General features: G+C 65.5%; 13 protein-coding genes. 4 read left to right on the forward strand and 9 right to left on the reverse strand.

Going from position 1 to position 21,431, the window contains the following annotated elements:
• Positions 1 to 11: 11 nt before the first annotated feature.
• The gene (locus tag F8S13_16090) at positions 12 to 1,238 is read right to left on the reverse strand and encodes an exonuclease SbcCD subunit D (GenBank protein KAB8142186.1); all 1,227 of its coding nucleotides are present in this window, start codon (positions 1,236 to 1,238) and stop codon (positions 12 to 14) included.
• A gap of 752 nt (positions 1,239 to 1,990) precedes the next feature.
• Between F8S13_16090 and F8S13_16095 the strand changes: the two genes are divergently transcribed.
• Positions 1,991 to 2,725 (forward strand): glutamine amidotransferase, encoded by a 735-nt coding sequence (locus F8S13_16095; GenBank protein ID KAB8142061.1) that lies wholly within the window; start codon positions 1,991 to 1,993, stop codon positions 2,723 to 2,725.
• Between the two features lie 448 nt (positions 2,726 to 3,173).
• On the opposite strand, the gene F8S13_16100 is transcribed toward F8S13_16095, so the two are convergent.
• Positions 3,174 to 4,832 (reverse strand): NAD(P)/FAD-dependent oxidoreductase, encoded by a 1,659-nt coding sequence (locus tag F8S13_16100; GenBank protein KAB8142062.1) that lies wholly within the window; start codon positions 4,830 to 4,832, stop codon positions 3,174 to 3,176.
• Positions 4,833 to 4,953: 121 nt separating this feature from the next.
• Here F8S13_16100 and F8S13_16105 point away from each other — a divergent pair, with 121 nt between their 5' ends.
• Positions 4,954 to 5,820, forward strand: a complete 867-nt coding sequence (locus tag F8S13_16105; GenBank protein ID KAB8142063.1) for a GNAT family N-acetyltransferase — start codon at positions 4,954 to 4,956, stop codon at positions 5,818 to 5,820.
• A 251-nt stretch (positions 5,821 to 6,071) separates the two neighbouring features.
• On the opposite strand, the gene F8S13_16110 is transcribed toward F8S13_16105, so the two are convergent.
• The gene (locus F8S13_16110) at positions 6,072 to 6,971 is read right to left on the reverse strand and encodes an AraC family transcriptional regulator (GenBank protein ID KAB8142064.1); all 900 of its coding nucleotides are present in this window, start codon (positions 6,969 to 6,971) and stop codon (positions 6,072 to 6,074) included.
• A 116-nt stretch (positions 6,972 to 7,087) separates the two neighbouring features.
• Here F8S13_16110 and F8S13_16115 point away from each other — a divergent pair, with 116 nt between their 5' ends.
• Together F8S13_16115 and F8S13_16120 are read left to right on the forward strand one after the other, a co-directional pair.
• The gene (locus tag F8S13_16115) at positions 7,088 to 7,825 is read left to right on the forward strand and encodes an SDR family oxidoreductase (protein KAB8142065.1); all 738 of its coding nucleotides are present in this window, start codon (positions 7,088 to 7,090) and stop codon (positions 7,823 to 7,825) included.
• Positions 7,826 to 8,662: 837 nt separating this feature from the next.
• A complete protein-coding gene (locus F8S13_16120; protein ID KAB8142066.1) occupies positions 8,663 to 9,196 on the forward strand; it encodes a tetratricopeptide repeat protein in 534 nt (177 codons plus the stop codon).
• Positions 9,197 to 9,244: 48 nt separating this feature from the next.
• On the opposite strand, the gene F8S13_16125 is transcribed toward F8S13_16120, so the two are convergent.
• The 6 genes from F8S13_16125 to F8S13_16150 form a co-directional block, all read right to left on the reverse strand.
• Positions 9,245 to 9,499 carry a hypothetical protein gene (locus tag F8S13_16125; protein KAB8142067.1) on the reverse strand — a complete coding sequence of 85 codons (255 nt, stop codon included), beginning with the start codon at positions 9,497 to 9,499 and terminating at the stop codon, positions 9,245 to 9,247.
• Positions 9,500 to 9,508: 9 nt separating this feature from the next.
• Entirely contained in the window at positions 9,509 to 9,805 is a 297-nt protein-coding gene (locus F8S13_16130; protein ID KAB8142068.1) for a hypothetical protein, read from the reverse strand.
• Between the two features lie 503 nt (positions 9,806 to 10,308).
• Positions 10,309 to 11,754: a cardiolipin synthase gene (gene cls, locus F8S13_16135; GenBank protein ID KAB8142069.1), complete on the reverse strand. Its 1,446-nt coding sequence runs from the start codon at positions 11,752 to 11,754 to the stop codon at positions 10,309 to 10,311.
• 145 nt (positions 11,755 to 11,899) lie between these two features.
• Complete coding sequence (locus tag F8S13_16140) at positions 11,900 to 16,597, reverse strand: DNA-directed RNA polymerase subunit beta' (GenBank protein KAB8142070.1); 4,698 nt, start codon at positions 16,595 to 16,597, stop codon at positions 11,900 to 11,902.
• A 17-nt stretch (positions 16,598 to 16,614) separates the two neighbouring features.
• Positions 16,615 to 17,313 (reverse strand): hypothetical protein, encoded by a 699-nt coding sequence (locus F8S13_16145; protein KAB8142071.1) that lies wholly within the window; start codon positions 17,311 to 17,313, stop codon positions 16,615 to 16,617.
• A 118-nt stretch (positions 17,314 to 17,431) separates the two neighbouring features.
• Entirely contained in the window at positions 17,432 to 21,127 is a 3,696-nt protein-coding gene (locus tag F8S13_16150) for a DNA-directed RNA polymerase subunit beta (protein KAB8142072.1), read from the reverse strand.
• Between the last annotated feature and the right edge of the window lie 304 nt (positions 21,128 to 21,431).

Here is a 21,431-nt window from a genome sequence, read left to right on the forward strand (position 1 = left end):
CGTTTCTCTGGCTACCCGGCGATGCCCTGCTCGGCGAACAGGTCGTCGGCGGCGGCCAGCAGCTCGGCGATCCGGGCCTCGTCGGTGTTCTTCGAGCGCAGGTACAGCTCAAGCGCGCGGCGCGGCGTCAGGCCATCCAGCAGCTCCTGCGCGCCCGCTCCTAGGCGGCTGCGGCTGGCCCGCTCGACCTCAACCTTGATCGTGGCCACCACCGACGCGCCCGCCGCCTCCAGCTGCTGGTGGATCTCGGATGCGCGCAGCAGGTTGGCCTGCTCTGCCGTGGCCTGCACCAGCACCCGCACCACGGCCCCATCCACGCTGCGCTTGGCGATGGCGTCGGCCACGCGCTGCTGCGGGGCGGATGAGGCCCGCACATCCACGCTGATGGTGACGAAGGGCCGCGCGGCCAGCTTGTGGAAGGCCCAGGTGGTGCGGCCCTTCTCCAGCTCCACCAGCACGCAGCCCTTGTCCTCGTGCTCCTCGCCAAAGTCGATCCGCTCGATGCTGCCGCTGTAGACCACCGGCGGCTGGTTGACCAGCAGCTGGTGCTTGTGCACGTGGCCCAGCGCCACATAGTCGATGTTGGGCAGCGACACGAAGCTCTTGGGCAGCATCATGTCGCGCCCCAGCATGATCTGGCGCTCGATGCCTACGGTCGCGCCGTCGATGGTGCCGTGCAGCGTCAGCACCGCCGGGATGCGCGGGTCAAGCTCCTCGGCCTTGGTGCGCAGAAACTGCTCGACCCGCGAGAGCAGCAGCATCTCCACATCCACCATGGATGCGCGGGTCAGCTCCTCCTTAGTCAGCAGGTTATGTCGCGTCACCCACGGCATAGCCATGATCTGCACCGGCCCCGACTTGGTCTCGATCACATCCACCCTGGCGCGGTCGGCGATGGTCACGCCCTCCAGCGCCAGCGTGTCGAAGATCTCGATCGCGTGGGCGCGCCCAGCGGCGGGCGAGATGTCGTGGTTGCCCACCAGGATGTAGACCGGCAGCCCCGCGCTGCGCAGCTGGTTGATGCGGCGGGCGAACTCGCGCTGGTGCGTGGGGTTGGGCGTGCGGTTCTTGTACACGTCCCCGGCGATCAGCACCAAGTCCACATCGCTCTCCAGCCCGAACGCGATGGCCTCATCCAGCCGGTCGAGGTAGTCGCGCAGCCGCGAGTGCAGGCCGGTGGCGGGGTCAACCCGCCCATAGTTCTCCATGCCGATATGAAGGTCGGCAAGGTGCAGCATCTTTATCGTCATAGCGGTGTCGCCTTGTGTGCTCCGGGGGCGAAAAAAAGCGCCTGCGTCAGGCGCTGCTATTGTACGTTCCTGTCGGCGGCGCGTCAATCTGCTGGGGACGAATACCACGAAGGCGCGAAGGCGCGAAGGGAACAAAAAACCGTTACCTCCAAGACTCCAAGGCTCCAAGAGAACAAAGGTGAGTGGGAAGAGGGATCAGGGAAGAGACAGCTCTTCATCCACCCGGCCCATGCGGCGAAGGCGCTACTCGTGCAAGCTGGCCATATGCACGCACATCAGCCGCCGGATTTCGGCATAGGAAGGCTACACATTGGGGATTCCAAGGGGGCGATGCCCCCTGGCGGGGTTCCGAGGGGCTGGCCCCTCGGCGCCACCCGCGCAGGGCACCCACCCACCAAACACCAGCAACCTGCTCATCACGAAGGCCCGAGGTTCTTTTACCACCAAGGCTCCAAGGGGGTCATAAAGGCTCCAAAATACGCAGGCATGGCGCACGCGAATCGCTTTACGCCGCCGAGCGGAAAGGCTTTACGAAAATTAGAACAAGTGTTCTAATCTCACCGCATCCCTGTGGGAAACCATGTGGGATTCTGTGGGATAAGTTGGGATAACTTTGGGATATCGGGTGTACAGCCGTTTCTCACATCGCTATCAGATGGATCTGGCCCCGATCCCCGTATAATAGGCCTATTCCGCACAGCAAAAACGGCAGCAATCTCACGGCATCAGGAGGCACACACATGCAGCTGCGCATCGGGCATCTCTACCCCGACCAGATGAACATCTACGGCGACCGCGGCAATATCCTCACGCTCAGCCAGCGCTGCAGGTGGCGCGGCATCGAGCCGCAGGTGGTGCCCATCGGCGTGGGCGACGCGGTGGACTGGTCCAGCCTCGACATCTTGTTCTTCGGCGGCGGGCAGGACAGCGGCCAGGCCCTGATCGCGCACGACCTCGTGCGGCGGCTGGGCGCGTCGCTCAAGGCCGCCATCGAGGATGGCGCGGTGATGCTGACGATCTGTGGCGGCTACCAGCTGCTGGGCGACCACTTCCTCACCCACACTGGCGAGAAGCTGCCGGGCATCGGCGCGCTCGACCTGCGCACTGTGGGCGGCCACAAGCGCCTGATCGGCAATATCGTGGTGGAGGCCAGCCTGGCCGAGGGCCAGCCGCCCGTACGGCTGGTGGGCTTCGAGAACCACTCGGGGCAGACCTTCCTGGGCCAGGGCGTGCGCCCGCTGGGCCGGGTGCTGGCCGGGTTCGGCAACAACGGCGAGGACGGCACCGAGGGCGCGGTCTACAAGAACACTATCGGCTGCTATATGCACGGCTCGCTGCTGCCCAAGAACCCGCAGCTGGCCGACGACCTGATCCGCCGCGCGCTGCTGCGCCGCTATGGCCGCGACGACCTGGAGCCGATCGACGACACGCTGGAGCTGCGCGCCCAGCGCACGATGATCGAGCGGGTGGTGTAGGCGTTTTCTGCCATGGCCGCCCGTGCAGGGCTGAGCGGGAGGGCGGCCTCAATGTTGATGGTTCCTCTTTTGCACTGGGTGTGTGCCCTGCACGGGCGGCGGCTAGGGCTATATCATTCACGATAGGGTTTTTCGTGATTGGGTGGTGACTGCCCTGTGCGGGCGGCACCAAGGGCTCCGCGCCCTTGGAACCCCGCCAGGGGCGATGCCCCTTGGAACCCCAATTTGTAGCATTCCTATGCCGAAATCAAGCAGCTGGTGTTCGTGCATATGGCCATCAAGACCCTAGCGGCACCTTCGCCGTATGGGATGGGTGGGTAAGGTTTGCCTTCGTCGAGCGTTCACCCGCCTTCGTCGAGCGTTCACCACCAAAACTCCAAAACTTGGTGTCTTGGAGTCTTGGTGGTGAACTGTTCCCTTTCCCCTTCGCGCCTTCGCGTCTTCGTGGTTAACGGCTCCCCTTCGCGGCCATGCGCCCAGCCAGCGCCAGGCCCGCCGCGCCTGCGGCCAGCCCGCCCAGCCAGAGCTTGGCGCGCTCGCGGGCGCGGTCGGCCAGCACCGTGCGGGCGGCGTTGTAGCCCGCCGCCGCGAACACCCCGCCGCCGGGGTGCATCGAGGCCCCGGTCATATACAGGCCCTTAATCGGCATGCGGTACGAGGCCAGCTCGGGCAGCGGGCGGAACATAAACATCTGGTCGAGCGACATCTCCACGTGCATCACGTTGCCGCGCAGCAGCGCCAGCCGCCGCTCTAGGTCGAGCGGGGTCTGGATGAAGCGGTCGATGATCTTGCCGCGCATGTTAGGCGCGTAGCGGTAGAGCACCTCCAGCACATTGTCGGCCACGCCCTCGCGGATGTCGTCCCACTGCCTGCCGCCCGCCAGCTCGTAGGGGAAATACTGCGACCACAGGAACACCGTGTGCTTGCCGGGCGGCGCAACATCCGGGTCGATGGCGCTGAAGGTCATGGCGATCACCGCCGGGTCGCGCGATGGCTCGCCGCGCAGGTAGTCGGCGTAGGCATCACGCACGTACTGCATGGATGGGGCCAGCAGCTGCAGGCCGTGGTGGCTCTCGTGCGGCCTGCCGCCGGATGGGTCGGATGTATAGTCGGGCAGCTCCTCGGCGGCGCAGCGCACCGTCATGCCAAAGCCGTTGCCGATGCGGATGGAGCGGATGCGCTCGGCCAGGCGCGGCTCTAGGTGGGCCTCGCCCACCAGCCCCAGCAGCGTCGTCACCACGTGCGCGTTCGAGACCACCAGCGGCGCGCTGACCGCATCGCCGTCCTCCAGCACCACGCCCGCCACCCTGCCGCCGCGCACCACGATCTGGCGCACCGGCGCATCCAGCCGCACCACGCCGCCCGCCGCCTCCAGCGAGCGCGCCATGGCCTGGGTCAGCATGCCCGAGCCGCCGCGCGGGTGCATCGCGCCGCTCTGGTGGATCATGGTGTGCCAGCCGAAGAAGTCGCCCGCGCCCAGCTCATCCGGCGGCGGGCCAGACTGCGCGGCCAGCCAGGTCATGGCCGCGCGCATCGGCTCGCTGCGGAAGGTCTCGGCGATCAGCTGGCCGTAGGATGAGAACAGCCGCCGCGTCGTCTCAATCGAGCGCGCGATCTGGCCCGATTTGATCTGGCCCTTGGCCACGCCGCCCACCAGCGCGCCCATGCTGGGCGGGCGCATGAAGGCCTCGAATACGCCCTCGTTGATGGGCCGCCAGAACTCCACAAACTCGCGGTAGGCCTCGGCATCCTGCGGCGAGATCTTCTCGATCGAGGCGTAGGTGCGGTTGAAGTCGCGGTAGAAGGCCAGCGCGCCCGGCCTGCCCAGCAGCGGGTGGTAGCCCCACGGGTCCATGTCGATATACTCCAGCCCGTAGCGCTCCAGCTCCAGCTCGCGCACCACCGGGGTCATGTGAATCATGATGTGGGCCGAGGAGCCGACGTCGATCTTGTAGCCGGGGATGACCTCCTCGGTGCAGACCGCGCCGCCCACGATCGGCCTGCGCTCGCAGACCAGCACGCGCATCCCAGCCCGCGCCAGGTAGCCCGCGCAGGTCAGTCCGTTGTGGCCGCCCCCCACGATGATCGCGTCGTAGTCGTATGCCATGCGTCTATCCTTTTTCAAAAAGAACAACCGCCGATATCGGCCATATTGCCGATCTGTTTTGGGGCAGGGAAAACAAACAGGTGTGCTATGATGCAAAAAAAGCCGAGGAGAAGAGAGACCCATGCACCACCAGATCACCCCGCTCAGCTTCCGCCCCGCCCGCGAGGGCGACCGCGAGGCCGTGTTCGCCATGGTCGCCACCGTCTGGGGCGGCACCGACTACATCCCCTCGATCTGGGACGCATGGCTGCACGCCGAGGATGGCCCCATGCTTGTGGGCACGCTGGGCGACGAACGCCCGGTGGCGCTGTGCAAGCTCACCGGCCTGACGCCCGCCGAGGACTGGCTGGAGGGCGTGCGGGTCGACCCGGCGTTTCGCGGCCAGGGCTTCGCCCGCGCCATGATCCGCCACGCCATCGCGGCGGCGCGCGAGCGCGGCAAGCGCACCCTGCGCTACCAGACCGACGAGAGCAACACCACCATGCACCGCCTGGCCGAGGAGCTGGGCTTCACGCTCTCCAACCGGCCCCGCTGGTGGGTGGGCGCGCCGGTGCTGGGCGAGCCAGCCTTCCGCCCGCTCGGCCCCGAGCGCCTGCCCCAGCTGCTGGCCGAGATCGCGGCCTCGCCGCTGCTGCGCCAGACCAGCGGGCTGTTCTCGGTGAGCTGGACGGCCTACGAGCTGACCGAGCAGCAGCTGCGCCAGCGGCTGGCGGCGGGGCAGGTGGTGGGCATCCCTGGCGACGAGGCCTGGGCCATCGTCACCACCTCGCGGGTGGGCGGGTGCTGGGTGGGCTACGCGGCGGGGCCGCACGCCCAGCTCGTGCGGCTGCTGGCCGAGGTGCGCCGCAGCCCCAACCCCGACGAGCCGGAGATGTACGTGCGCGCCCATTTCCCCGCTGGCGCTGCCGTGCTCGACGCCCTGGCCGAGGCCGGGTTCCAGCCCGGCGAGCACAACGCGCGGGTCTACACCTACCAGCTGGGCGAGTAGCCCCAGCCGCGCCGCATCCAGAGAAAACAGGCCGCTCCACCGCCCAAAAATGGAAAGCGTGCCTGATCGAACGCCTGCGGCAGCAACGCCCCTCATGTGTGTGATACGGCGAGCTGCGCCATATCACACACATGAGAGATCACCAATTCCACTCTGCCGAAGGCATTTTCAGCACCCTACCGCCGCACACGCTCAACCATAGAGCATACCGCCTAGAGTACGCGCCCGCCTAGCGGCAGGATCTTGCGCCGCTAGGCACCGCCGCGCAGCCGCGCCACATCCTGCCGAGGCGGTGCGCCAAACATCCGCCGGTACTCGCGGCTGAACTGCGAGGGGCTCTCGTAGCCCACCTGGAAGCTGGCGCTGGCCGCATCCACATCCTGCGTCAGCATCAGCCGCCGCGCCTCCTGCAGCCGCACGTGCTTCTGGTACTGCAGCGGGCTCATGGCCGTCACCGCCTTGAAGTGGTGGTGCAGCCCCGACACGCTCATGCCCACCTCGCGGGCCAGGTCGGCCATGCGCAGCGGCTCGGCGTAGTGGCGGCGCAGCACCCCGATGGCGCTGGCGATCCGCTGGGTCGGCCCGCTGGCCGCCGCCATGGCCCGTAGGCGCGGCCCCTCGGCCCCCACCAGCAGCAGGTAGATGATCTCGCGCTGGATGAGCGGGGCCAGCGCGGCGATATGGGCGGGCTGCTCCACCAGCCGCGCCAGCCGCAGCAGCGCATCCAGCAGCAGCGCATCCAGCTCGCCCACCGAGATGCCCAGCGGCGCATCGCGCCCCGCCTGCGCTGCGGGGTGCTCCACCGCCAGCGCGGCCACCGTGGCCGGGTCAAGGTTGATGTGCAGCCCCAGGTGCGGCCTCTCCGGCGTGGCCTCCAGGATACGCGCCCCGATCGGCAGGCTCACCGACACCAGCAGGAAGTGCGCAGGGTCATAGCAGCGCTCCTCGTCGCCCAGCGCCGCCACCTTGCGCCCCTGCGCCACCAGGCACAGCGACGGCTCGTAGAACGAGTGTGTCCAGTCGGTCGGCTCCACCGCCTGAAAGAAGTAGAGCGCGGGCACCGCCGTGGGCTGCGCGCCCGCGCCGGTGGCGTGGCGCGCGATCAGGCCCGCCAGCTCGGCCCGCCCCGTCTCCAGCCAGTCTGTCTCCATCTCCCCTCCGCGCTTTTGCAGGATCAGGCAATCCTTCGCCACGATCAGTCTACCACATGGCAGCCCCGCTCGGGCATACTGAAGCCACACCGTCAGCACAGCCAGGAGCATTGATTATGAGCGAGAACACACAGCGGGTCGCGATCGTCACCGGCGGGTCGCGGGGGATCGGGCGGGCCGTGGCCGAGCGGCTGGCCGCCGACGGTATGGCCGTGGCCATCGGCTACGCCAGCAACCAGGCCGAGGCCAGCGCCACGGTGGCGGGCATTGTCGAGAAGGGCGGGCACGCCATCGCCGTGCAGGCCGATGTGGGCGACGAGCAGGCGGTCGCGGCGCTGTTCGACGCGGCGGAAAGCGCGTTCGGCGGGGTGGATGTGGTGGCCAACGCGGCGGGGATCATGGCGCTCTCCAGCGTGGCCGATCTGGAGCTGGCCACGCTCGACCGGATCTACCACACCAACATCCGGGGCACCTTCGCGGTGAGCCAGCAGGCGGCGCGGCGGCTGCGCGCGGGCGGGGCGATCATCAACTTCTCCACCAGCGTCACCAAGATGGCGCTGCCCGGCTACGCCGCCTACGCCGCCAGCAAGGGCGCGGTCGACACCGTCAGCCTCATCCTAGCCCGCGAGCTACGCGGTCGCGACATCACCGTCAACGCCGTGGCCCCTGGCCCCACCGCCACCGAGCTGTTCTTTGAGGGCAAGGACGAGGCCACCATCGAGCGGATGGCCAAGGCCAACCCGATCGAGCGCCTGGGCACCCCCGCCGACATCGCCGAGGTGGTGGCGCTGCTGGCCGGGCCGGGGCGCTGGATCAACGGCCAGATCATCTACGTCAACGGCGGGATGATCTAGGGGCGGGCTTAGGGGTCGGGGATCGGGGATGCGGGATCAGGCAAACCACCGCCGCAGCATGCAGGAAAAATCGCGCCGCCTCGTGCGCCGCCACCTCGTCGCTACGGGTGGGATTATGGCCAGAAGCACCTATCGCACACCTTCGCCGGATGGGCGAGGCCGCGCTGTTGCACGGTTCGGCACCATCTCACCCACCCCATGCGGCGATATTGGGGTTCGATGCACCCGCAACGCATTCATCGCGTGCTCCGACGTTGCGGGCGATGAATGCGTTGCGGGCGGACACAAGATCCGCCCCTACACCAATGTTCCCATGGCTGGCGCGGCGCACCACCGCCCCCCATCCCATGCGGCGAAGGTGCCGCTAATGTTTTGATGGCCCTATGCACGCACATCAGCCGCCAGGAAACGGCATCGGAATGCCTCACACTGAGAGTTTGAAGGGGGTGTACCCCCTCGCGGGGTGCCGAGGGGCTGGCCCCTCGCCGCCCGCGCAGGGCATCCACCACCATCCAAGAGCGCCCGCTATTCCACGAAGGCGCACCCTGGCCGACCCAACAGCACCGCGCCATTTCACCAAAAACGCCTCCCCAATACGCCGAAGGATCTATGCGTTCTCCAAAAGCATGCGATAGGGGCAAACCAACCCATGAAGCCGTGCCTTCGTGAGGAAATTGGTTCTTTCGCCCCTTGGTGCCTTGGAGTCTTGGTGGTAAACGATCTCCCGCGTGCCGAAAACGCAAGGCCGCACCTACCATCCCACATCGCAGCAAGATGCGGTACAATGCACCTAGCGAGGGTACCCACGCCCCAAGCGCCGCCACAGCAGGAGAAACTATGTCCGACGATATTGCAGCTTGGCTCTATGATGGTGCGGTCGCCGTCACCGAAGGGCGCTACGAGGACGCCCAGGCGCTGCTGATGCGCGTGATCGAGCAGGACGAGCAGAACGAGCTGGCCTGGCTCTGGCTCAGCGGCGCGGTCACCGACGCGGGCGACCAGCAGATCGCCCTGGAGAACGTGCTAGCCATCAACCCCCATAACGCTGCTGCGCAGACCGGGCTGGCCCACCTGCGCAACCAGCAGGCCTTCACCCCCGGCAATGTCACCTTCACCAGCGCCCCCAGCGGCGGCGAGTGGCAGCCCCCAGCGCCGCTGGACGAGGACGACGTGCGCGAGCTGACCTGCTGGCAGTGCAGCGCCTCGCTCTACAGCGTGGCCCAGTTCTGCTGGCAGTGCCACGCCGCCGTCCACTGCTGCAACAACTGCGAGTTCCGCACCGTGCAGCGCTGCAAAGAGCTGCAGGATCTGACGGCCACCATGGCCCAGGCCGCGCAGAACCGCTGCGAGTGGTGGCGCCCGTCGGCCTAGCGGCACAGCAAAGCCCCGCCCACATGTGTGGGCGGGGCCGCGCGGGCGCTAGGCCGCAGCCGCAGCCTTGCCAGCGCCCATCGGCACCGCGCGCGCCGCATCCTCCCAGCCGACCCAGAAGTTATGCCGACGGATGAAGCTCTCGGCGCGCACCACCATCCCCGCGATCTCGGCCACATCGGCCTCGTTCACCAGCACCACGTTCGGGCGCTTGCCAAAGCGGCGCACATAGGCATCGATCGCATCCTGAATCTTCAGCTCGACCGCCAGCTTGGGGTTGTCATCAAACCAACCGTAGTACATCGCTTCCCCCTACGCGCTCAGATACCACATGCCCTGCCGCAGCTCCTGAAAGAGCATCCGCTCGCCGCCATCGTCGCACAGCACATGAAAGTAGCGGCGCGGCGGTAGAATCGCGGTCGCCGCCACATCCCAGCTGCGCCGGATCGCGCGGACGCTCCACAGGCAGCCTGCGCTACGAAACCGACGCGGCAGGAAGTTATAGCGCTGCTCGACCACCTCGATCGGCTGTGGGCGCGCAAATACTCGCCCGACCCATTCCGCAAGCTGGCCTTGCCGCCTCACCCCATGCTGGCCATATCGAATCATCTGCAGCCTCTCTTCCCGCTACTGGTGCTGACGCAGAAGCAAGGAAGTCTGCTTGGATGAATGCCCGCGTGAGCTTTCGTAGTCTCTCGTATTTATAGATCTCATTATATAAGAACACACGTTCTAAGTCAAGCGACATTTCCCATTCTAAAGCCCTAGATCATTTGGTGCAAACACAGTGCCGCTTGAGCCAGAGTCACTACCTGCTCAAGGCAGGGAGTTTCTACCAGCAAGACTCCAAGACAGCAGGGGTAATGCGAGGGGGCTGCCAGCGCCGCAACAAAGCGGCAGCCTGCCATAGCGTGACAGGCTGCCGCACAGATGCCTCGGGAGTAAGCGCGCAGGCGCTGGATAGCTGCCGCAGCACAGGCGGCCTCGCCTATCCCGCGCGAGGGGCCGCATGGTGCCGCTGGCCATGATCCCGCCCAGCGCGGGATGGCTGGGGCGGCTGCCGCCGCGCCGCTTTTCCCCAGCCCTCTGCGCCCGAGCCATGTAGGCTGCCGCTAGAGCAGCGGGCTCATCAGCCGCAGGGTGTTCTCTACCATCTGCTGGCGCACCGGCCTGCGCCGCCACTCCTCGGCGCGCAGGCGCTGCGACGAGGCAAAGTAGCGCTCCTCCACCGCCCGCAGTGCCCCGGCCACATACGGCCCGTAGAACACCACCGAGATCTCCAGATCGAGCCGAAACGAGCGAATGTCCACATTGCTTGACCCGATCACCGCCATATCATCGTCGATGCTCAGGTGCTTGGCGTGCAGCAGGTTCGGCGGGTCGTAGAGATGGATGGTCACGCCCGCCTCAAGCAGCTCGTCGTAGTACGAGCGCTGGGCGCGGGAGACCGCGAACTGATCGGCGGCCTTCGACACCACCAAGTGCACATCCACCCCACGGTACGCCGCCGACTCGATAGCGCCCAGCAGCGCCTCGTCGGGGATGAAGTAGGGCGTCACCAGCACGGCGCGCTCGCGGGCGGCGTGCAGCAGGGCGCTAAACAGCAGCGGCACGTTGTCCGAGTCGTAGGCGGGGCCGCTGGGCAGCACCTGCGCCACCACGCTGCCCTGGGAGGCGACCTCCTGCGGCAGCACGGGCACATCATCCAGCCGCAGCTCGGTCTCCGAGTACCAGTCGATCATGAAGGTGGCCTGCAGCTGGGCGACGATCGGGCCGGTCAGGCGCACCATCAGCTCCTTGTACACGATCCCGGGCTTGAAATCGGCGCAGACCATGTTCTGCGAGCCGGTGTAGCCCACCTCGCCATCCACCACCACGATCTTGCGGTGGTTGCGCAGGTCGATGCGCGAGTAGTCGCGCAGCGAGATCGGCAGGGCCACGCAGGCATCCACCCCGCCCTCGCGCAGCAGGCCCAGCACCCGCCGCAGCCCCAGGCTGCGCGAGCCCATGGCGTCGATCAGCACGCGCACCTTCACGCCGCGCCCCGCCGCGCGGATGAGCGCGTTGGCCAGGCCCATGCCCACGGTGTCGTCGGCAAAGATATAGAACAGCACGTGCACCTCGCGCTGGGCCCGATCCACATCCGCGATGATCCGCCCGACCGCTAGGTCGTAGTCGGGCAGCAGCACTGCGTTGCTGCAGCCCACCGGCGGCATGCCGCCCAGCCGTTGGGTCAGCGCGGCGATCTGGCGGTGGCGCTCGCTGAGCTGCACATCAAACAGCGGGGCCAGCTCGGGGTCGGCCTCGGCGCGCGCCACGATCTGCTTGAGCATGCGGTCGACCGTGCGCTGGCGCGCGCGGCGGTGGGCGGGCAGCTTGGGGCTGCCGATCAGAAAATACAGGATGATACCGAGCCAGGGCAGGAACAGAATCAACATCAGCCAGGCCTGCGCTGCGCCGGTGCTGCGCCGACGCGGCACCACCAGCAGCATCGCCACACGCACCAGCAGCTCGGCGGCCACATACGCCACCGCCAACACATTTCCCCACGACGACATAGCGCTCCCCTACCCCTCAGCAACCAGCCGCAGCCCACTGGTAGCCGCAATGCACGCCATATGCCAAGAACTTGCCAGCGCCCTGGTGGCGCAAAAAAGGGCAGGCCGGGTCTCCCCAGCCTGCCCAGCGCCACAGCGCCTATGCCTACGCGTCCTCGCCCGCCTCGGGGAAGGCCTCGTCGCCGCCCTCGATGCCAGCATCGCTGGCGTCGCCAGCGTCGCCCAGGTCGCCAGCCGCATCAAGCGGCAGGTCGCCATCCAGCAGGGCGCGCAGGCGCTCGCGGATCAGCTCGTCGTTGGCCGTGCGGGTCTCCACCGCCACCGCCTCGCGACCGCCCGCCGCACCCAGGATATCATCCTGGCCCAGCGACTCGACGCGGCCGGCGGCCAGCTCGCCCATCATCTCCTCGGCCAGCTGGCGGCGCTTCTCGATGCCCGTGCCCGCCGGGATGAGCTTGCCGATGACCACGTTCTCCTTCAGGCCGCGCAGGTAGTCGACCTTGCCGGTGATCGCGGCCTCGGTAAGCACGCGGGTGGTGTCCTGGAAGGACGCCGCCGACAGGAAACTGTCGGTCGAGAGCGAGGCCTTGGTGATGCCCAGCAGCACAGTGGATGCCGTGGCTGGCTCGCCGCCCTGGCTCACCACCGACTCGTTGATGCGCTGGAAATCGACCGAGTCGATCAGCTCGCCCGGCAGCATGCCGGTGTCGCCTGGCTCGTCGATGCGCACGCGGCGCAGCATCTGGCGCGTGATGATCTCGATGTGCTTGTCGTTGATCGTCACACCCTGCGAGCGATAGACCTTCTGGGCCTCGTTCACCAGGTAGCGCTCCACCGCCTCGCGGCCCTGCAGCGCCAGCATCTCCTGCGGGTCTGCCGAGCCTTCGGTCAGCATCTGGCCGGCCATCACGCGCTGGCCATTGTCCACCCGCAGGCGGGCGGTCGCGGGGATGGGAACTTCCTTCTCCTCGTGATCCTCCTGCACCACCACGATCTTCCCAGCCGAAAGGTCGACGTGCACGCGGCCCGTCAGGCGTGCCATGATCGGCGCGCCGCCCAGGCTCACGTTGTTGCTCTCGGCGATCACTTGGCCCTCGGAGACCTCGGCCCCATCGGAGACGGTCAGCACGTAGTGTGGCGGCATGTCCTGCTCATCGGTGTAGATGTCGGCAGAGACGATGCGCAGCCGCCGGGTCTCATCCTCGCGGATGATCTCGACCGTGCCGTCGATCTCGGCCAGCACCGACTTGCCCTTGGGCGAGCGGGCCTCGAAGATCTCCTGCACGCGCGGCAGACCCTGGGTGATGTCGTCTGCCGAGGCCACGCCGCCGGTGTGGAAGGTTCGCAGAGTCAGCTGTGTACCAGGCTCGCCGATCGACTGGGCGGCGATGATGCCCACCGCCTCGCCGATGTCCACCAGCTTGCCGGTGGCCAGGTTGCGGCCATAGCACAGCTTGCAGACACCGTGCTCGGCCTGGCATGCCAGCGGCGAGCGCACGTACGCCGAGGTGATGCCAGCGGCCTTCACCAGCGACGCCATCTCCTCGTCGATCTCGGCATTTTTGGGAACCAGGATCTCGCCCGTCTTCGGATCCACGATCTCCTGCGCCGCCACACGCCCGATCAGGCGATCCGAGACATCCTCGGGCACGCCGCGATCGTCCACGCTGTGCATCCACACACCCAGCTCTGTGCCGCAGTCGTCGATCGTGATGATCGCATCCTGCGCCACATCCACCAGACGGCGGGTCAGGTAGCCCGCGTCGGCAGTACGCATGGCGGTATCGGCCAGACCCTTGCGCCCACCGTGGGTAGACACAAAGTACTCCAGCACCGAGAGGCCCTCGCGGAAGTTCGACTTGATCGGCAGCTCGATGATTCGCCCGGTCGGGTCGGACATCAGGCCACGCATACCGGCCAGCTGCGAGAGCTGGTTGGCGTTACCACGAGCGCCGGAGTTGATCATCATAGCCACCGGCTTGTAGGAGTCCAGGTTGACCTTCACGGCCTCGGCGGTCTGCTTGGTCGCATCGGTCCAGATCGCCACCACCTCGCGGTAGCGCTCCTCCTCGGTGATCAGACCGCGGCGGAACTGCTTGTCCACATCGCGCACGCGCTGATCGGCGCTCGCCAGGATGTCCAGCTTGATCGGCGGAACCTCGACATCCACCACGCCGACGGTCATGCCGCCGCGGGTCGCGTACTTGAAGCCAAGGTTCTTGATCTTGTCGGCCTGGATGGCCGTCATCTCCGAGCCGTAGATGCGGGCCAGCTCATCCATCGAGCGATCACCATACTGCTGGCGAATGTTGTCCAGCGCCTCCTCGGGGATGTTGCTGGGCGTGGTGTAGTGCTTGTAGCAGCGGGCGATGATCTCCTTGAGGCCCTTCTTGGGCACCAGGTCGTTCACAAAGCGCAGCGGGGGCAGCAGCGCGTTGTTGAAGATCAGGCGTCCGATCGAGGTCTCCAGCAGCAGCTTACCGCTCTCCAGCTGGCGCACGCGCTGCTGCTTCCCGATCACAAACGTGGTCATATCGTCCGTGTCGCTGGGGATCCAGTGGCGCATCGCCGCCACCTCCTGGGCATCGGCGCTGCGCACGCCGTTGGCCGCAGGTGCAGGCACCATGTCGTTCGAGAGGCTCACGTTCGACGCGCCCACCGTGAAGTCGCGCAGCGCCGCCTCGGAGTCGAAGCGCACAAAGATCGGGGCCTGGATGCCCAGGAAGCCCTGGTCGTAGGCGATCATCGCCTCATCCACCGAGCTGAAGGTCTTGCCAGCGCCGCGCGCGGCCGGCTGCACCTGGGTCAGGTAGTAGCAGCCCAGCACGATGTCCTGCGAGGGCGTGATGATCGGGTCGCCGTGGGCGGGCGAGAGCAGGTTGTACTTCGACAGCATGCGCAGCCGGGCCTCCTCCTGCGCCTTGCGCGAGAGCGGCACGTGCACGGCCATCTGGTCGCCGTCGAAGTCGGCGTTGAAGGCGGCGCAGACCAGCGGGTGCAGCTGGATGGCCGAGCCTTCGATCAGCTTGGCCTCGAAGGCCTGGATCGAGAGTCGGTGCAGCGACGGGGCGCGGTTGAGCAGCACAAGGTAGTCCTTGATGACTTCCTCCAGCACATCCCACACCTCGGGGCGCACGCGCTCCACAATGCGCTTGGCCGACTTGATGTTGTGCGCGAAGCCCTTCTCCACCAGCCGCCGCATCACGAAGGGCTTGAACAGCTCAAGCGCCATCTTCTTGGGCAGGCCGCACTGGTGCAGCTTCAGGTTGGGGCCAACCACGATCACCGAGCGGCCCGAGTAGTCCACGCGCTTGCCCAGCAGGTTCTGGCGGAAGCGGCCCTGCTTGCCCTTGAGCATGTCGCTCAGGCTCTTCAGGCGGTGCTTGCCCTTGCCCGAGACCGCGCGGCCACGCCGACCGTTGTCGATCAGCGCATCCACAGCCTCCTGGAGCATACGCTTCTCGTTACGCACGATGATCTCCGGCGCATTCAGCTCCATCAGGCGCTTGAGGCGGTTGTTGCGGTTGATCACGCGGCGGTAGAGGTCGTTCAGGTCGGATGTGGCGAAGCGGCCGCCGTCGAGCTGCACCATGGGGCGCAGGTCGGGCGGGATGACCGGCAGCACCGTCATAATCATCCACTCGGGGCGGTTGCCGCTCTTGCGGAAGGCCTCGACCACGCGCAGGCGCTTGGTGGCCTTCTTGCGGCGCTGGCCCTGGGTGGTCTGCACCTCGACCTGCAGGTCCTCGCCCATCTTCTCCAGGTCCACGGTCTTGATCACCAGCTCGCGCACCGCGCCCGCGCCCATATCGGCCTTGAACACGCCGGGGGCGATCTCGCGCAGCTGGCGGTACTCGACCTCGCTCAGGATCCGGCGCATCTTGATCGCGTCCAGGTGCTCCAGCTTATCCTTCTCCTCGCGGATAAGGGTGTCAAGCTCGCGCTGGAGCCGCTCCTGCAGGCGCTCGCGCTCCTGGATGACCTCATGCTCTTTGCGCTCGCGCTCGGCATCGGTCAGCAGCTCGGCGTCGGCCATGTCGCGCTGGCGGCGCTGCTCAAGCGTATCAAGCTCCTGCTCGACCAGCTCGTCCAGCTGGTCCAGCACCTTCTCGGAGATGCCCTCGCCCTCCTCGACCAGCACCACGCCGCGGTAGAGGATGTCCTCCTCGGTGATCTCGCCGGCGCGCTCCTCCAGGTCGCCGCGCAGGGCCTCGGCCTCGGACTGCAGCGTCTGCCGCGCCACATCATAGTCCTCGGCGATCCGGCGCTGGGCGGAGAGCTGCGCGTTCTCCATGCCGCCGATGTCCTGGGTCAGCTGCGAGGAAAGCTCGATGCGCTTGCCCTCGGCCTGGCCCTGGATGCGCTCGCGCTTCTCAGCGTAGTCGTGCTGGATCTGCTCGCGCATGAAGCCCTTGGCCTCGTCGTCCACATTCGTCACCACATAGGATGCGAAGTAGAGCACGCGCTCCAGGTTGCGCGGCGAGATATCGAGCAGCAGGCCGAGGCGGCTGGGCGTGCCCTTGACAAACCAGATGTGCGAAACCGGCGAAGCCAGCTGGATGTGGCCCATTCGGTCACGTCGCACCTTAGAGCGTGTTACTTCGACGCCGCATTTGTCGCAAATGACGCCTTTATAACGTACACGCTTGTATTTTCCACAATAGCATTCCCAATCCTTTGTGGGGCCAAATATTTTCTCACAGAACAAACCATCACGTTCTGGCTTTAAAGTTCGATAATTAATTGTTTCTGGCTTTGTCACTTCGCCATGCGACCAAGCCATAATATCATCCGGAGATGCAAGGCTGATGCGAATCGCGTTGAAATCATTAATTTCCAGCATTTAATGCTCCTATCACCCTATTTTGGTAGATAGTCTGGAAAATTACGACGCATTTCGTCGGTAATTGTCCCCTGTTCAGGCCGTTTCTTCGGATGCCACTGTAAAAAGGCGTCTGCGATAGTAGCTTTACGCTCCAGCGCTATGCCTCTATGCTGCTCATAAAGCCATGCCGCAAGGCATTTCGCCCGAGTAGTGCTCCATTTGATGTAATGATTATTTCGATTCGGTGTTAGATTTGGCGAAGGAATGCCAGTTAACTTTTCTACTGCTATTCCCAACTGCTCTAAAAAAACAGAAGAAGCTGAGTAGATGTAGATAACAGGCCGATCACCATTCCATACAAGCGAACCATCACCATCAATCACACCACGGACAAAATGCGAAAGGAACTCATCAGGAAGCTCAGGAAAACCTATAGTTCTTGATTTCCGAGGCGTTCCCCCATGGGCAAGGATATCCTGGTACATCTCCTTACTGCAAAACGAGATTACATACGTATTTGATGTAATCGCTACTTTGCGCAGGTGATAGTTTCCGCCGATTGCTTCTGCTAATAGTTCAAGATGATCACGATCATTACTCGCGATCTCTATCATATGCGCACCTGTATCGCTCTTAATGCGCATACAGCCATCGGTCCACCAGTATCCCAGCACATACGCCATCGCTGGCGTCCACACGCGGAAGAAATCCGCGCTTCTCGCAGGGCGACCCATACCACGCTCCCGACCTACATACGAATATCTGTTCGTAGTATATCCGGTTTCGTGTTACGGGTAAAACAGCCGTGTGGGCGGGGAAGCTCGCGCCGCCCCACCCACACGCCGCCACTATCTAGAACTCGCCGCGCTCCATGCCGCTCAGGTTGATACCATCGAGCGCCGCCATGTCGCTATCGACATCGTCGGAAAGCTCAACTGGCGTCTCATCCGAGTTCAGCACCTCAACCGAGAGGCCGAGCGACTGAAGCTCCTTGATCAGCACCTTGAACGACTCCGGCACACCGGCCTCAAGGATCGGCTCGCCCTTCACAATGGCCTCGTAGGTCTTTACGCGGCCAACAACGTCGTCCGATTTCACCGTGAGCATCTCCTGAAGCGTATAGGCTGCGCCGTACGCCTCAAGCGCCCACACCTCCATCTCACCAAAGCGCTGGCCGCCGAACTGCGCCTTACCACCCAGCGGCTGCTGGGTCACTAGGCTGTAGGGGCCAGTCGAGCGGGCGTGGATCTTGTCCTCGACCAGGTGGGCCAGCTTCAGCATGTAGGTGTAGCCGACCGTCACCGGGTTATCGAAGGACAGGCCCGTGCGTCCGTCGAACAGCGTGATCTTGCCGTCGTAGGGCAGATCGGTGGTCTGTAGCATCGAGTGGATCTGCTCCTCGCTCGCGCCGTCGAACACCGGGGTGGCCACGCGGAACCCGAGGCGGGCAGCAGCCCAGCCCAGGTGCGTCTCCAGGATCTGGCCCAGGTTCATGCGGCTCGGCACGCCGATCGGATTGAGCACGATGTCCACCGGCGTGCCGTCCGGCAGGAACGGCATGTCGGCCAGCGGCAGCACGCGGCTAACCACACCCTTGTTGCCGTGGCGGCCTGCCATCTTGTCGCCAGCGCTGATCTTGCGCTTCTGGCAGAGCATCACGCGCACAGTCTGGTTCACGCCCACGGGCAGCTCTGCGCCATCCTCGCGGCTGAACACCTTGACATCGATCACCTTGCCGCGCACGCCGTTTGGCACGCGCAGCGAGCTATCCTTCACCTCGCGGGCCTTCTCGCCGAAGATCGCGCGCAGCAGCCGCTCCTCGGCGGTCAGGTCGGTCTCGCCCTTCGGCGTGATCTTGCCCACCAGGATGTCGTTTGGCTGCACCTCGGCGCCCACATAGATGATGCCGCGGTCGTCCAGGTTGCGCAGGCTGTCCTGGCCCACGTTCGGGATGTCGCGGGTAATCTCCTCCGGCCCCAGCTTGGTATCGCGCGCCTCGACCTCGTACTTCTCGATGTGGATCGAGGTGAAGATGTCCTCGCGCACCAGCCGCTCCGAGACCAGGATGGCGTCCTCGAAGTTGCCGCCCTCGAAGGGCAGGTAGGCCACCAGCACGTTCTGGCCAAGCGCCAGCTCGCCGTTGTCGGTCGAGCTGCTGTCGGCGATGATCCGGCCCTTCTTCACCCGCTCGCCACGGTAGACGATCGGGCGCTGGTTGATGCAGGTGTCCTGGTTGGAGCGCATGAACTTGCGCATGCGGTACTCGCGCTCGTTGCCGTCATCCTCCAGCACCAGGATCTTGTCGCCTGTGGCCGAAAGCACGATGCCATCGCGCTTGGCGACGACCACCTGCCCGCTATCGCGGGCCGCCAGGTACTCCATGCCGGTGCCCACGATCGGCGCGTCAGGGCGCAGCAGCGGCACTGCCTGGCGCTGCATGTTCGAGCCCATCAGCGCGCGGTTGGCGTCGTCGTGCTCAAGGAAGGGGATGAGCGCGGTCGAGACCGAGACCACCTGCTTGGGCGACACGTCCATGTAGTCCACGCGGTCGATCGGCTGGTCCTCGAAGTCGCCGCGGAAGCGGGTCGAGACGGTGCCCTCTAGGAAGCGGCCGTGCTCATCCAGCGGAGCATTGGCCTGCACCACCACGAACTGCTCCTCCTCATCGGCGGAGAGATAGTCGACCTCGCGGGAGACCACGGGGCGGATCTTGATCATCTTCAGCGGCGTCTCGACGACCTTCTCGGCGATCTGCCGCGTGACCTCGGTGCCCGCCTCGGCGATCACCTCGTCGGTCTTCGGGTCGATGATGTCCTCGCGCAGGAACTGGCCGCGCAGCATGTTGATCGTCATGCGGCGGGCCGACTCCTTATCCACGCGGGTGTTGCGCGCGGCGATCAGCTCGCCGGTGCGCAGGTCGCGCACATCGCGGATGAGGATGGCCTGGCGCTCCCACTCGTGGGCGTTCGGGATCTCGCGGTACACCTTGCGGTAGGGCGTCTCCAGGAAGCCCATCTCGTTCACGCGCGAGAAGGTCGACATGGTGCCGATCAGACCGATGTTCGGGCCTTCGGGCGTCTCCACCGGGCAGATGCGGCCATAGTGCGAGTGGTGAACGTCGCGGACCTCGAAGCCCGCGCGGTCGCGGCTGAGGCCGCCGGGGCCAAGGGCCGAGAGGCGGCGCTTGTTGGTCAGCTCGGCCAGCGGGTTGGTCTGGTCCATAAACTGCGAGAGCTGCGAGCCGCCGAAGAACTCGCGCATCGCCGCCACGACCGGGCGGATGTTGACCAGCGCGTTCGGGGTGGCCGTGTCCGGATCCTGCAGCGACATGCGCTCCTTGACCACGCGCTCCATGCGCAGCAGGCCCACGCGGAACTGCTGCTGGATCAGCTCGCCCACGGTGCGCACGCGGCGGTTGCCCAGGTGGTCAATATCATCGGCGTGGAAGCCCGGCACACCATCGTTCAGCTGGATGGTGCGCTCGACGATCTTGAAGATATCGTCGGGGCGCAGCACGCGCACCGCGATGGTTGGGGCCTGGGCGCGGGACTCGGGCCGCGAGTCGCGCTCCCAGAGGTTCTTGTTCAGCTTGTAGCGGCCCACCTTGGCCAGATCGTAGCGGCGCGGGTTGAACAGCAGCGACTCGAGCAGGCCGCGCGCGTTCTCCAGCGTGGGCGGGTCGCCGGGGCGCAGGCGCTTGTACAGCTCCATCAGCGCCTCTTTCGAGTTGCGCGAGGGATCCTTGTCCAGCGTCGCCTTGATATAGTGGTGATCGGACTGGCCATCCAGGTGCTGGTAGAGCGCCAGCACGTCGTCATCGTGGCCATACTTGTCCAGCTCATTGTCGGCAGGCCAGTGGCCCTCGCCGTTGGGCTGATACTGCCAGGCCAGCACGGCGCGCAGCAGGATGGTGACCGGGATCTTGCGCTTGCGGTCGACCTTCACCGAGATCACATCGCGCTTGTTGCTCTCGAACTCCAGCCATGCGCCGCGGTTCGGGATCAGCTTGGCCGAGTGGAGCGGGCGGCCCGTCGAGGGGTCGCGCTCCTCTTTAAAGTACACGCCCGGCGAGCGGATCAGCTGCGAGACCACCACGCGCTCTGCGCCGTTGATCACGAAGGTGCCGTTCTCGGTCATCAGCGGGAAGTCGCCGAGGAAGATCTCGCTCTCCTTCAGCTCGCCGGTGGCCAGGATGCGCAGCTGCACGTTGGCGCGCAGCGGCGCGGCATAGGTCATGTCGCGCTCGCGGCACTCATATTCATCGTAGCGCGGCTCCCCAAAGACATAGTCGAGGAACCGCAGCTCCATATTTTTGCCAGTAAAGTCAGTAATTGGCGAAATTTCATCAAAGAGCTCGCGCAGCCCCTCCAGGCGAAACCAATCAAAGCTTTTTGTTTGCGTCTCAATCAGTGTTGGCACCTCGATGGCGTCGTGGATGCGCGCAAACGAGCGGCGCTCCAGCGACATGTCGCGGTGCAACGGGTCAAGTCCCAGATCTTGTGGCGTAATCAGCGGCTGAAGCACAACATTTGTGGTCAGGGGGGGCATGGACACCTCTCTGGTTAGAATCTAGCACGCAGGCCCGGGCAGTCAGCGAACCCCAGCGCGCTGGGCTGTCGTACCACACATGCTACATTCCTCACTGCTACATGCCAAAAACACGAACATACCCTTCCTTGGCATCATCCGTCATTGGGTGAGTGGCCGCTGGACTGGCGTTCGTGGTGTATCATCTAATTCCCGTCGGTGCGCGGTTGACAATGAACGAGCGTTCGGGTACGATAGAACCACTTCTACGCACCTCCTACACACAGACGAGTAACACTTAAATTGCGAAAGGGAATGATACCAT

The organism is Chloroflexia bacterium SDU3-3, from assembly GCA_009268125.1.
Classification (GTDB): Bacteria; Chloroflexota; Chloroflexia; order Chloroflexales; family Roseiflexaceae; genus SDU3-3.

Coding starts and splice junctions, on each gene's coding strand:
- cls (KAB8142069.1), bottom strand. CDS start 11,754: ATGTCGTCGTGGGGAAATGTGTTGGCGGTGGCGTATGTGGCCGCCGAG.
- F8S13_16095 (KAB8142061.1), top strand. CDS start 1,991: ATGCAGCTGCGCATCGGGCATCTCTACCCCGACCAGATGAACATCTAC.
- F8S13_16150 (KAB8142072.1), bottom strand. CDS start 21,127: ATGCCCCCCCTGACCACAAATGTTGTGCTTCAGCCGCTGATTACGCCA.
- F8S13_16125 (KAB8142067.1), bottom strand. CDS start 9,499: ATGTACTACGGTTGGTTTGATGACAACCCCAAGCTGGCGGTCGAGCTG.
- F8S13_16110 (KAB8142064.1), bottom strand. CDS start 6,971: ATGGAGACAGACTGGCTGGAGACGGGGCGGGCCGAGCTGGCGGGCCTG.
- F8S13_16140 (KAB8142070.1), bottom strand. CDS start 16,597: ATGCTGGAAATTAATGATTTCAACGCGATTCGCATCAGCCTTGCATCT.
- F8S13_16105 (KAB8142063.1), top strand. CDS start 4,954: ATGCACCACCAGATCACCCCGCTCAGCTTCCGCCCCGCCCGCGAGGGC.
- F8S13_16120 (KAB8142066.1), top strand. CDS start 8,663: ATGTCCGACGATATTGCAGCTTGGCTCTATGATGGTGCGGTCGCCGTC.
- F8S13_16090 (KAB8142186.1), bottom strand. CDS start 1,238: ATGCTGCACCTTGCCGACCTTCATATCGGCATGGAGAACTATGGGCGG.
- F8S13_16130 (KAB8142068.1), bottom strand. CDS start 9,805: ATGATTCGATATGGCCAGCATGGGGTGAGGCGGCAAGGCCAGCTTGCG.
- F8S13_16100 (KAB8142062.1), bottom strand. CDS start 4,832: ATGGCATACGACTACGACGCGATCATCGTGGGGGGCGGCCACAACGGA.
- F8S13_16145 (KAB8142071.1), bottom strand. CDS start 17,313: ATGGGTCGCCCTGCGAGAAGCGCGGATTTCTTCCGCGTGTGGACGCCA.
- F8S13_16115 (KAB8142065.1), top strand. CDS start 7,088: ATGAGCGAGAACACACAGCGGGTCGCGATCGTCACCGGCGGGTCGCGG.